Raw genomic sequence first — 12447 nt, 5'->3', positions numbered from 1 at the left:
GCCACGGGGCCACTCAGGTACGAGATGTGAGGAGCAGACAAAGGTGACCAGCGACGCTCTCTCCAATCTGCTGCATGAAGATCGCCGTTTCCCGCCAGCGGAGGAGTTCGCGGCCCAGGCCAACGCCACCGCCGGCCTCTACGAGGAAGCCGCGGCGGATCGGCTGGCATTCTGGGACCGGCAGGCTCGAGAGCTGCTGACGTGGGACACCGAGTGGGACCAGGTGCTGGACTGGAGCAATCCACCCTTCGCCAAGTGGTTCGTCGGTGGCCGCCTGAACGTTGCGTATAACTGCGTCGACCGGCACGTGGAGGCCGGCAACGGTGATCGCGTCGCTATTCACTGGGAGGGTGAGCCGGGGGACTCGCGGAGTCTGACGTATGCGGACTTGCAGCGTGAGGTCAGTCAAGCTGCCAACGCGCTCATCTCGCTCGGGGTCGGGCATGGCGACCGCGTGGCTATCTACATGCCGATGATCCCTGAGGTCGCTGTCGCGATGCTGGCGTGTGCTCGGATCGGTGCGATCCACTCCGTGGTCTTTGGTGGTTTCTCCGCTGAAGCACTCCGCAGTCGGATCGAGGACGCCCAGGCCAAGCTCGTTATCACCGCCGACGGTGGCTACCGCCGAGGTAAGCCGGCGTCGTTGAAGCCGGCCGTCGACGAAGCGGTGGCCGCGGCCCCTTCGGTCGAGAAGGTGCTCGTCGTTCGCCGCACCGAGCAGGACGTCGACTGGAATAGCAGCCGCGACGTCTGGTGGCATGACATCGTCACCTCGCAGCCGGTCGATCACACCCCAGAGGCGCATGACGCCGAAGATCCGCTGTACATCTTGTACACCTCGGGAACTACTGGAAAACCGAAGGGCATCAAACACACCTCCGGCGGATACCTGCTCCAGTGTGCTTACACCCACCGCAACGTCTTCGATCTCAAGGCGGAGACCGATGTGTATTGGTGCACCGCCGACGTCGGCTGGGTGACCGGGCACAGCTACATCGTCTACGGTCCGCTGGCCAACGGTGCCACCCAGGTCATGTACGAGGGCACCCCTGACTTCCCCGAGCCCGGGCGGTGGTGGGACATCGTCGAGAAGTACGGCGTGACCATCCTTTACACCGCACCGACGGCTATCCGCACCTTCATGAAACAGGGTGAGGAGATCCCGGCCCGGCGGAATCTCTCCTCGCTGCGGCTGTTGGGTAGCGTCGGCGAGCCGATCAACCCGGAGGCATGGGTGTGGTATCGCCGGGTCATCGGCGGCGACCGCACACCGGTGGTCGACACTTGGTGGCAGACGGAGACCGGGTCCATCATGATCAGCCCGCTGCCGGGTGTCACCGCGGCCAAGCCCGGATCGGCCCAGGTGCCGTTGCCGGGGATCGCGGCGGACGTGGTCGACGATGCGGGCGAGATCGTGCCCGATGGGCACGGTGGATACCTGGTGCTCACCGAGCCATGGCCGTCGATGCTCCGCACTATCTGGGGCGACGACCAACGCTTCATCGACACCTACTGGTCCCGGTTCGCGGGTCGGTACTTCGCTGGTGACGGCGCAAAGAAGGACGACGACGGTGACATCTGGCTGCTCGGCCGGGTGGACGACGTCATGAACGTCTCCGGGCACCGCATCTCCACGACGGAGGTGGAGTCCGCGCTGGTGTCGCATCCGAAGGTGGCCGAAGCGGCGGTGGTCGGTGCATCCGACCCGACGACCGGCCAGGGCATCGTGGCCTTTGTGATCCTGCGCGCCGACGCGGGTGATGGAGGTGCGGACATCGCTGTTGAGCTGCGTAACCACGTGGCCAAGGAGATCGGCCCGATCGCGAAACCACGGCAGATCCTGGTGGTCGCCGAGTTGCCGAAGACCCGCTCGGGGAAGATCATGCGGAGGCTGCTCCGCGACGTCGCCGAGAACCGGGAGATGGGCGACGTCACCACGTTGGCCGACCCGACCGTGATGAACCTGATCAGCTCCGGACCTTGGGGGTTCCCCCGCGGCCGCGTTTTTTGTGGGCGGGGGGCAATGGGGGGGTGGGGCCCCCCCCCCCCCCCGGCTGGGCGACGTACCGGCGACGTCAGTTGGTGTGCTGCTCGGCCTCGAACTTCGCCGCGTACGCTGCCACGCCCGGCACCGCGTCGACGGCGAACGTGACGTGGCCGACCGGCACGTGGTCGCCGACGGCTTCGACTACTCGGGCGGCATCGAGCAGGCTGAAACCTCCGCACAGTTCGATCAGTTCGACGCCTTCGCCGACGAGCCGTAGGGCTACCTCAGGTGCAGCCGAAGGGTCGGGCACGGGTACCAGCAGCGTCCGCTGACCGGCCCGATCGATGACCGTACGGTCGTCGATCGGGTCGGTTTCGGGGTGCTCGTAGATGTACGCCCAGGTGGTCATGTCTCGTTCGTCGCCTTTCGATGATCCGAATAGGTGCCGGCCGTCAGCGCCGGGCGCTGATACGTTATCCGACGCGTCGGGACAGGGCGCCGCCGGTCTGTCCGCAGCGGTGGAGAGACGTGAATACAGTCAGCCGACGGATTCGCCGGCCCGGTCACCAGCCCTACCGTCATGTATGTCGAGTCTCTTCGAGAGAAGGAACATCCATGACGCAGGCAGTGAAGGTCGCGGTTATCTACTACAGCTCTACTGGGAACGTATATGCGCTCGCGAACGGTGCCGCCGAGGGCGCCGAAAAGGAAGGTGCCGAGGTCCGGCTGCGCCGGGTGGCAGAACTGGCACCGTCCGAGGTCGTCGCCGCCAAACCTGAGTGGGCTGGGCACGCGGACGCGACGCGGCACATCCAAGAAGCCGGTGTCAACGATCTGATCTGGGCCGACGCGGTCCTCTTTGGAACTCCTACCCGCTACGGGGCGATGGCCAGCCAGCTCAAGCAGTTCATCGACACAACGGGGCCGATCTGGGAGAAGGGTCTGTTGGCCGACAAGGTCTACTCGGCGTTCACGTCGACGTACACGCAGCATGGAGGCCAGGAGAGTACGCTGCTCTCGCTGTACAACGTGGTCTACCACTGGGGTGGCGTGATCGTTCCACCCGGCTATACCGATCCGGTGCAGTTCGAGCTTGGCAACCCCTATGGCACGGCCCATATCAGCGCCGAAGGAGCCCCGACCGAGGTTCACCTCCGGACGGTCCGCTACCAAGGAGCCAGGGTCGCCGCCATGGCGCGAGCACTCGTTCAGGGCCGGAACTGAATCACCCCGAGGTGGTGCCCCGCGCCGTAGCCCACCTCGTGGTGGCCGAACTCGCGATTCTTGCGGGCTCACAACCAGCCGGCGTCGGTGGCGATCCGGATCGCGTCGATCCGGTTGCGTCCGCCGAGCTTGCTGATAGCGCTCGACATGTAGTTGCGGACTGTCGCCGGCGACAACGAGAGATCGACGGCTATCTCCTCGGTGGTGGACCCCGACGTGGCCATCCTGAGCACGTCCGCCTCCCGACTGGTCAACGGACTGGCACCAGTCTGGAGGGCGAGGGACAGCAGATCTGGATCGATGACGCGCTCGCCACTCCGCACCCGCCGGATGGTGCGCGCCAGTGTGTCCGCCGGTGCGTCTTTCATCAGGAAGCCGTGGATACCGGCCTGAAGCGCCCGGAGCAAATGGCTCGGCTGGCTGAGGCCGGTCAGGATCACCACCCGGCAGGACGGCAAGCTCTGAGCTAACGATTCCGCGGCGGACAGGCCGTCCTGTACGGGCAGGTCGATGTCGAGGAGCGCCACGTCGGGCTGGGCGCGCAGTGCTGCTTGCTCCACTTCGTCGCCACGGTCGACCTCCGCCACGACCTCGAAATCGGCTTCGGTGCGGAGGAGGGCGACCAGGGCGCCGCGGATCATGTGCATGTCCTCGGCGATCAGGACCTTGATGGTGGTCTCTTGCACTGTTGTCTGCGCTTTCCGTGACCGGTCGCGTGGTGACGACGGTCGACGGAAGCTCGGCGTGACCGTGATGACGTTCCCCTTCTCCACACGGATGAGTCGTGGTGTGAAGATACCGCGACGACGTGTGGTGGTCATCACCCAAAGGTGGAACTCATGGTGTAACGTCCACCGCACACGTGGCCGGTTCAGCCCGGGTTGAACCCTTGCTGCCACGAAGGATAGGTCGGCGTCCAGTCCAGCCGCGAGAGGGCGCGAGAGTTGTTGGCGCCCCGCAGGCTCGACATGAACGCGACACCCCAACTTCCGACCGCGGCACGGGCCAGCCAGGCGGGCACCTTCTTGGGCGCGGGTGCGTGCAGCAGCTCCGCCATCTCCGGCAGCCAGGCTCGCATCGGGGTCGGGTTGTTGTCGACGATGTTGAGGGCACCCGTCGTCGGACTGTCGAGTGCGGCCACGATGGCACTGGCCGCGTCGAACGCGTGCGTGAAGGAGAAGACCGACTCTCCACCTGCGACGAGTGGCACCTTGCCGGAGCGGACTTGGTGGGTGAAATCGCCGTCCGGTGCGTAGATGCTGCCCGGCCCATACAAATGCCCGAAGCGCAGCACCAGTCCGCCAGCCTCCTGGGTGAGCCGCTCGTGCTCGACGAGTGCCGCGGCGACCGGCCGGAATTGCTTGGGGCCGTCGGTCCAGAACGGGGTGTCCTCGTCCGCAAGCCCCGCACCGGCAGGCTGATACCCGTAGGCCAGGCCTTGCGCGATGATCCGGCTGGCTCGCGCGGCCCGGGCGGCGTCGAACAGGTTCCTGGTGCCGATGGTGCGTAGCTGGTTCGTGCCGGCGAACTGCGTCGCCAGCCGTTTTGGGTTGATCCTCTTCGGTATGGCCGTGAGCAGGTGAATCACCGCGTCGGGAGCGGCTTTGTCGACCGCTGACGAGGTTGCGTCACGGTCCAGCGCGTCGGCGACGACCACGTCGTGCCGGGTGGCCGAGTTGGGTGAGGTCCGGGACAGAGCCACCACGTCATGGCCGGCGTCTTCGAGGAGTGGAACCAGTTGTCGGCCGATGACGCCCGTCGCTCCGGCAACCAGAACTCGCATGTCCGCTCCCATCGTGGTCCGATCCAGTGCGTCGACCGTAGGGTCGCGCCGCCCGGGCCGAATCCGTCACGTGACTGGGCTCGGGTCTTGATCTGGGCTGCTGCGCACGCCGTGCATGACGTGGCGGGGATGGGGCACGACGCTGGTGGCGGTGTGCTTGCGACCATGGACCATTGGGACGGTGACGGAGACGACGAACCGACCGTAGCCGTCCATGCCGCTGGTGAGGCGGCCGCCGGCGGAGGCCGCCCGGGCCGACAGGTTGGCGAGGCCGCTGCCGGTGTTGGTGCCGGTGCCGGTGTCGGTGCCATGAGCGTGCTCGATAGCGCCGTCGTTGACCACTCGCAGCGAGATCATCCCCGCGGCGATGGACGTGGAGATGCTGCAGGTGCGTGCGGCGGAATGGCGGATGACGTTGGTGACGGCCTCGCGGAGGGTGACGCCCAGAAGGTGGTCGATCTCAGGGCGCGGGCGCACCAGAGTCAGTTCGATATTGGTGTCGATGCCTGCTGCGGCCAGTAGAGACTTAGCGCTGTCGACTTCTTGGGCCAGCGTCGCGCTCAGCGGACCAGCGGCCACCGACCGGAGATCGCCCAGGGTGCGCCGGGCGATGCTCAGTAGCTCGTCGAGGTGGTTGGTGCCGTGGGCCGTCTGCGCCGGCGGAACCCTGAGCGCCACCTCCCCTTTGAGGGCGATCGCGTGGAGATTGGAACAGATGAGGTCATGGACGTCGCGTGCGATCCGCAACCGCTCCGCGTCGGCGATCCTGGCGACGAGCTCCGAGTTCGTGGCTTCGAGCTGTCGGGTGAGGTCGGTCAACCGGCTGGCCGCGAAGACGACCAAGCTGATGGACAGGATGTACGACGTCATCGCAAGGCGCTCGACGATCGCCAGGTCGGACGGCGCTGGGATGGTCATGATGCAGACGACTACGCAGCCGAGGAGCGGAAAAGAAAGACGCGGAGGTAACAGCAACAGCGCCGAACCCGCGAAGAACGGGATCATGTGCGTCGCTGGGAAGTGAAACACGACGATGAGTACTGCGACGAGCGCCCCTTGGGCGGCCAAAGACCATGCCCACCACCGACGGCGGCGCAGACCACCGGCCGGTGGTGCGTGGTACAGGTGGAGAACACAGACGAGCACGCAGGCGACGATCGCGGCCGCGACGACCGTCACGTGCCATTCCTCCGGGTGTGTGATCTCCAGATTCTGCCCGGTGCTGATCACGTGATTGACCATCAAGACCAGGAGGAGACCAGTAGTCAATCGGGTGTCGACCACCTCGGACGGCCCCACGCGGGTGGGCTCGTCGCCCACCCGGCCAGAGTTGTCGGCAGCGGTGAGAACACGTGCTTGACGGGCTGCGGATCGGGCGGTCAGCACGATCTTGCGCAGGAGTTCCGGGCGCGCCGGGTCGGCCTTGCCGGTCGGGTGCGCTGCCGCGCGGCGGGCGTCGTAAATGATGGTGGAGAGAGTGGTCCCGAGGTTGGCACGCAGGCCCTGCGCGGTGCGCCGCCGCTCGGCGACCCGGGCTAGCCGGGACACCTTGGAACGGGCCGCATGGGTCTGCCGAGCGAGGTCGGCCAGCCGGGTGATGACGAAGATGATCAAGCCGTTGGCCAGGACGACGCCAACCTGATAGAGGATGAACGGCGCGTCCGTCACGCCGGACATTGCCATGGCGGCCGCGGCGATGCCGGCGACGCTCGTGTAGCCCACCCAGGGCCAGATACCTCGTCCGAGAAGAAGGATCGTGCCCGCGAGTAGTCCGAGGCCGACCGCCCAGCTGACGCCGATCACGCTGTACCCAATCGCACAGATCAGGGCCTGAGCCGGGAGCAGCCACCACGCCCAGCGGCGTCGGTCTGGCGCGAACGTCACCGCCACCTGGACAGCGATCAGCGCGGCCAGCAGAGGGAGGCCAAGGATGGGTGGCGTCGACGTGTGGTGATCCGGATGGCTCCCGGGTGCGCTGATCAGGTAGCCGGCCCGGCACCAGAAGAGGCAGCCCAGATATGCCAACGGCAGCGCGACGGCGAGACGTGGGTTGACGTATCCGCTCAGGGAAGAGGTCCTTCCTTAGAACCGCGCGGTTCTTAGAACTCTGGTCCAGAGCATAGCCCGCACCTATCGACGCTCGAGCCGTGATGTTCGTCATGGCCAGCACACGACATTCGTGTCTACCGGCATGTCAGCAGCCTGCCGACACTGGGATCGTGGTGCTTCATGGACGGGCGGCCGAGCAGGCCGAGATAGGGACCCTCCTCGCGGCCGCGAGGTCGGCCTCTGGCACCGCCATGGTCGTCCGGGGCGACATAGGTATGGGCAAGAGCGCGTTGCTCGAGCAGGCGGTGCGGTCCGCGGGCGACCTGCGTGTGCTGGTCATCCGGGGTGTACCCGCGGAAGCCCACGTGCCGTATGCGGCGCTACACCGCCTGCTGCGCCCAGTGCTCGGCGGTGTGGAGTCACTCGACGCGCCGCACGCCGCAGCGCTGCGCGGTGCGTTCGGACTCACCGGCAGCATGGTGCCGGACCGTCGGGTGGTTGGCATCGCGACCTTGATGTTGTTGGCTCAGCTCGGCGCTCATCAGCCGCTGTTGTGTGTGGTCGACGATGCACACAGCCTGGACAGGCAGTCGGCTGACACCTTGTTGTTCGTCGCGCGCCGGCTCCACGATGAGCACGTGGGGATGATCTTCGCTGCCGATCCGCTGGGTGCCGGTCATGATCAGGTCCTCAGCGGTCATGGGCTGCCGGAACTGCTGCTTCGAGCACTCGATCAGGACGCCTCCTACCAACTTCTTGCTGACCAGTGGGGTGAGGTGAACCCCTACACATGTCGGCGGGTCGTGGACGAGGCGGCGGGTAACCCGCTGGCTCTCACCGAGCTAGCCGGAGCGTTGACGAGCCGGCAGCTGGCAGGACAGCTTCCCCCGGTGGTGTTGGGCCTGGGCTCGTTGAACGTCCGTGCCAGTTCGTACGCCCTGTTCACAGCGCGGATCAACCAATTGCCGGAATCGACCAGAGTGCTACTGCAGGTCGTCGCCGTCGACGGGCGGGGTGAACTCACGAAGGTGGTGGGTGCGGCGACCCGCCTCTCCGCCGGGGTCGACGACGTGGCCGCGGCCGAACGTGACCGGCTGGTCCGGGTCGACGGCGATCGGATCACCTTCTCGCATCCGTTGATCCGCCAGGCGGTATATCACGAGGCGACGATCAGCCGCCGAATTCAGGCACATGTGGCATTAGCTGAGGTCATGGAGGACTTCGGGGACAACCCCGGGTCGGTCTGGCACCGAACGGCCGCCGCGGCCGGCGCGGATGAGGGTCTGGCCGGTGATCTCGACCAGCTGGCGGAGCAAGCGGCCGCTCGCGGGGGATGGCGTTGCGCGGTGGCCGCCCATCAGCGGGCCGCCGAGCTTAGCCCCCGTCGATCCAGCCGTGGTCGCCGGCTCACCGCCGCCGCGACGGCAGCCGCCTACTCGGGTGACATGTGCCGCGCGGCCGCGTTGGCCGACGACGCACTGCCGATGATCGACGACGTTGGTGCGCAAGCCCGGCTGGCGGCCGTCCGGGCCGACATCGAGGCGGAGCGCGGATCGCTCCGGGATGCTGCCTGGATCCTCTTGCAAGGCGCTGGGCCGGTCGCGGACGCAGACCCGGCCAGGTCGGCGACGCTGCTGCTGACCGCGGCGCGGCAGGCCTGGGCCAGCGACTATCGCGAGGCGGTAGCCCTGGCCGCGGTCAATGTGAAGAAGTTGGACAGATCCGCCGCCGTCGACATCTGCGCGGCTGGTGTACGCGGCTTCGCCGGTGTGGCGGAGAACGACGCGGAAGGATGGCGATGGTTCCGCCGGATGGTGTCCATGGCGCGGACCGACCGGACGGGGATTGCTCCCATGGTCCAGCTGCGGGCCATCGAGGCAGCCCTGCTGGTGGGAGACGACGTGAGCGCCCGCGATCTCGGGCTGCGGCTGGTCGACTCGTGTCGAACTCAGGGCCGCGCCGACCTCCTTCCACAAGCCCTCCATCTGATCGCCCAGGCTCACCTGTTTCTTGGTACCCACCCCGAGGCGTTGGCGGCGGCAGAGCAGGCCATCGAGATGTCCACAGCCACGGGCGCCGTCCGGTTGGCCGCCCAGGCCAAGGCGGTGGTTTCCAGGATCGCAGCGATGGAGGGCGACGAAGCACGATGCCAGATGCTGACCACCGACCCCGCCGGGGCGGGTAGCAGAGCAACCTACGAATGGGCTGCCGCCTCGTGGACGCTCCTGGACCTCGGACTGGGGCGGGCGGAGATAGCGGCCTGCCGCGTCAGCGAGGACGGTGCAGGTCCGTTCGGGCCAACCATCGTCAGGCCGGAGTTTCTAGCGGACATGATCGAGGTGTGGGTCAGAACTGACCGGCACGATCAAGCACGGCTCGCGCTGGCAAAGCTCACCGCGTACACCGACCACGGTGGTGCGGCCTGGGCGGCGGCCGTAGCGCTGCGGTGTCGCGCGCTGATGAACGACGACGCGGCGGGTGACCTGTATGCGGAGGCGGTGCGGTGGCATGGACGTGGGCCTGGCCGGCCGTTCGAGCGTGCCCGGACGGAACTGTTGTACGGCGAGTGGTTGCGGCGACACCGCCGGCGCACCGACGCGCGCGAGCAGCTCCGTTCCGCCTTGGCGGGATTCGAGGCTGCCGGCGCCGCGCCGTGGGCGGATCGTGCGCGCTCGGAGTTGCGGGCGGCAGGTGAGTCGTGGCCGCGCGGAAACGGGTCGGGCAGCGTATTGCGAGCACTGACCACCCAGGAACTCCAGGTTGCCCAGCTAGCGGCCGCCGGGCTGAGTAATCAGGACATCGCGGTGCGAATGTCCATCAGTCCGCGGACGGTCGGCTATCACCTTTACAAGGCTTATCCCAAGCTTGGTGTCACCAAGCGGATGGAACTCGCCAGGTTCGATTTCGCCAACTCGGGATGACCGAGGTGGTGGCGTTGACACTAGGTATGCGGTCCGTGCCGTCAGCGCGCCCAGACCATGCAGGCCGGGCTCGGTACCTGAAAGGCGGTGCCGATCCGGGTCGGGATGCCGGTCTCCTGATCGATCTGGAACGTGGTGATGGTGTCGTCGAACTGATTGGCCGAGTAGAGGTAGCCGCCGTCCGGTGTGAGCACCATGTCGCGTGGGTGAGCGCCGTCGCAGGGAACCGTTGTACGTAAGGTCAGCTCGGATCCGTCGACGGCGAGGACCGCGATCTCGTCCACGAAGCGGTTGGCCACATAGAGGTGCCGGCCGTCGGCGGACAGTCGGATGGCGGAGGGGTGGCTCGTCGCGGTGGCTCCAGGCGGGCGGGTCGAGACCGTGTGGAGAGGTGACCCGGCGTCGAGGTCGAGAACCGTAACCGTCGAGTCGAGTTCGTTGGCGACGTAGCCGAACCGATCCTGGACCACGAGGTGACGGGGGCCGGCGCCGGGCGGCGTGCGGAGCTCATCGGCCAGGCGCAGCGTGCCGGTGGTTTGATCGAGGTGGTAGCGATACACGGTGTCGGTACCGAGGTCGACGGCGAGCACGTGTCCGCGGGCCGGGCCGGCAGCCGGGTCGGTGACGATCATGTGTGCGTGCGGCACCTGTTGCCGCTTGGTGTCTGGACCGGATCCGGTGTGCTGGACGATGTCCGACGGGGCGCCGAGGGAGCCGTCGGAGCGGATCGGGTGGACGGCGAGAGTGCCGGAGCCGTAGCAGGCGGTCAGCAGATGACGGCCGCTCGGATGGACCGAGAGGTGGCACGGGCCCGATCCACCGGCGGGTTGGGTGTGGCCCAGCGGCTGGAGCCCGCCGCCGTCGACTCGCCACGCCATGACCTGACCGGTATCGGTCTCGGCGAGCGAATAAAGGGTCCGGCCGTCGTCGGAGAGCGCGAGGTACATCGGATTCGGGGCCTCTACGGTGTCGACGACGGTGAACGACGCGCCGTCGACATCGAGGACCGTGATGCCTTTCGCCGGTGTGCCGTTTCCTGTGGTGGACGCTCCGAGGTATAGACGCATACGCACCATCCTGCCGGAGCTAGTGTCCTGCGCCGCCGACGACCGTCCCGGTCCAATCGTCGGCGGCGGACGATAGGGTCGGCAGCCATGGGCAGTGAAGGGGTGGTCCGGCAGGCGGTGATCCTCGCCGGTGGTAAGGGTTCGCGGCTTCGGCCGCTGACCGACACGGTTCCCAAGGCGATGGTGGAGATCGACGGCAGATGCATCATCGACCATCAGATCGCGTGGCTGGCCGAGGCCGGAGTCACCGAGGTCGTGGTCTCCGCCGGACATCTGAGCGACACCCTGGCGGCTCACCTCGAGTCGACCGACCAGCCGGTACGAGTGAACACGGTGGTCGAGGGGGAACCGCTCGGTCGCGGCGGCGGCCTGAAGTTCGCCGGTCAGCAGTTGCCGGACCGGGAGGCGTCGTGGTTCGCGCTCAACGGCGACATCTGGACCCGATTCGACCTGCGCGCCATGGTCGCTTATCACGTCGAGCGCGACGCCGTGGCCACCATCGGACTGGCTCGGCCGCGGATCCCGTGGGGGGTGGTGGACCTGGACGAGTTCGGCCGGGTGATCGACTTCGTGGAGGCGCCCCCGTCGCCCTATCCCGTCAACGGCGGCGTGTACGTGTTCGCGCCGGAGATGCTGGGTCTGCTACCTGACATAGGCGATCACGAGCGATCGACGTTTCCCTTGCTGGCCAAGCAGCGTCGGCTCGCCGGGTTCCCGATCGAGGGGTATTGGCGAGCGATCGATACCGCCAAAGATGTCGCCGAAGCTGCCAAGGAGCTGAAGACGTCGCGCTGAGGCGGCCGAAGATAGGTACGGCACACCTTGGCAAGGGCAGGCATCGCTTCGTGGAAATCTCCTCTGAGCTGCGTTAACGTCGTTGACATGAAGCTGAATGACACCCTTGCCAAGGCGTTCTCGGAGCAGATCACCCTGGAGCTCGAGTCGTCTATCGCGTACCTGCAGCTGGCTATCGCTCTCGACGACGCGGACCTGCCCGGTATGGCCTCGTGGATGCGGATCCAATCCGACGAGGAGCGCGATCACGCGGCCAAGTTCGTCGCCCATGTCACCGACCGGGGCAACCGGCCACAGATCGGCGACATCTCCGCGCCAGCCGACCCGGGAGATGAGGTCAAGGCGGCCTTCGAGGCGGCGCTGGCCCATGAGCAGAAGGTCTCGGAGTCGATCCGCGCGCTGTACCGATTGGCGCAGGCCGAGGGCGACATCGACAGCCTGCCGCTGCTCAGCTGGTTCATCGAGGAGCAGATCGAGGAAGAGGCTACGGTCTCGGAGATCCTCGGCCGGTTGCACATGATCGGTGACGACGGCCCCGGTCTGCTGCGCCTGGATGGCGAGCTGGGCTCGCGGTCGCCGTCGGAGGACTAGCCCGTCGCACGGAATGGGGCGGTGTCGCAA

9 protein-coding genes and 1 pseudogene are annotated in these 12447 nt (G+C 67.0%); 5 read left to right on the top strand and 5 right to left on the bottom strand.

Annotation, left to right across the window (positions count from 1 at the left end; genetic code table 11):
* Positions 1 to 43 precede the first annotated feature (43 nt).
* Positions 44 to 1975: pseudogene (gene acs / locus G8760_RS00110) on the top strand (acetate--CoA ligase); the annotation flags it as partial.
* Positions 1976 to 2075: 100 nt separating this feature from the next.
* Here acs and G8760_RS00105 read toward each other — a convergent pair.
* A complete protein-coding gene (locus G8760_RS00105) occupies positions 2076 to 2396 on the bottom strand; it encodes a DUF6506 family protein (RefSeq protein WP_166344901.1) in 321 nt (106 codons plus the stop codon).
* 206 nt (positions 2397 to 2602) lie between these two features.
* Here G8760_RS00105 and wrbA point away from each other — a divergent pair, with 206 nt between their 5' ends.
* The gene (gene wrbA / locus G8760_RS00100; RefSeq protein ID WP_166344898.1) at positions 2603 to 3211 is read left to right on the top strand and encodes an NAD(P)H:quinone oxidoreductase; all 609 of its coding nucleotides are present in this window, start codon (positions 2603 to 2605) and stop codon (positions 3209 to 3211) included.
* A gap of 68 nt (positions 3212 to 3279) precedes the next feature.
* Here wrbA and G8760_RS00095 read toward each other — a convergent pair whose 3' ends face one another.
* The 3 genes from G8760_RS00095 to G8760_RS00085 all read right to left on the bottom strand — a co-directional run bounded on the left by G8760_RS00095 (position 3280) and on the right by G8760_RS00085 (position 7019).
* On the bottom strand, positions 3280 to 4032 hold the full coding sequence (locus G8760_RS00095) for a response regulator transcription factor (RefSeq protein ID WP_166344895.1): 753 nt from the start codon (positions 4030 to 4032) through the stop codon (positions 3280 to 3282).
* Between the two features lie 50 nt (positions 4033 to 4082).
* The gene (locus tag G8760_RS00090) at positions 4083 to 4994 is read right to left on the bottom strand and encodes an NAD-dependent epimerase/dehydratase family protein (protein WP_166344892.1); all 912 of its coding nucleotides are present in this window, start codon (positions 4992 to 4994) and stop codon (positions 4083 to 4085) included.
* A gap of 66 nt (positions 4995 to 5060) precedes the next feature.
* On the bottom strand, positions 5061 to 7019 hold the full coding sequence (locus G8760_RS00085; RefSeq protein ID WP_166344889.1) for a sensor histidine kinase: 1959 nt from the start codon (positions 7017 to 7019) through the stop codon (positions 5061 to 5063).
* Positions 7020 to 7213: 194 nt separating this feature from the next.
* On the opposite strand from G8760_RS00085, the gene G8760_RS00080 reads away from it, so the two are divergent.
* Positions 7214 to 9964 (top strand): helix-turn-helix transcriptional regulator, encoded by a 2751-nt coding sequence (locus G8760_RS00080; protein ID WP_166344886.1) that lies wholly within the window; start codon positions 7214 to 7216, stop codon positions 9962 to 9964.
* A 41-nt stretch (positions 9965 to 10005) separates the two neighbouring features.
* On the opposite strand, the gene G8760_RS00075 is transcribed toward G8760_RS00080, so the two are convergent.
* Complete coding sequence (locus tag G8760_RS00075; RefSeq protein ID WP_166344882.1) at positions 10006 to 11031, bottom strand: lactonase family protein; 1026 nt, start codon at positions 11029 to 11031, stop codon at positions 10006 to 10008.
* An 87-nt stretch (positions 11032 to 11118) separates the two neighbouring features.
* Between G8760_RS00075 and G8760_RS00070 the strand changes: the two genes are divergently transcribed.
* Positions 11119 to 11826 (top strand): nucleotidyltransferase family protein, encoded by a 708-nt coding sequence (locus G8760_RS00070; protein WP_166344850.1) that lies wholly within the window; start codon positions 11119 to 11121, stop codon positions 11824 to 11826.
* A gap of 87 nt (positions 11827 to 11913) precedes the next feature.
* Positions 11914 to 12417, top strand: a complete 504-nt coding sequence (locus G8760_RS00065; protein WP_166344847.1) for a ferritin — start codon at positions 11914 to 11916, stop codon at positions 12415 to 12417.
* Positions 12418 to 12447: the final 30 nt, after the last annotated feature.

It is taken from the genome of Phytoactinopolyspora limicola, from assembly GCF_011320225.1.
Classification (GTDB): Bacteria; Actinomycetota; Actinomycetes; order Jiangellales; family Jiangellaceae; genus Phytoactinopolyspora; species Phytoactinopolyspora limicola.
The sequence above is the reverse complement of the archived record's forward strand: the minus strand, read 5'-3'. Positions and strand labels throughout refer to the sequence as shown.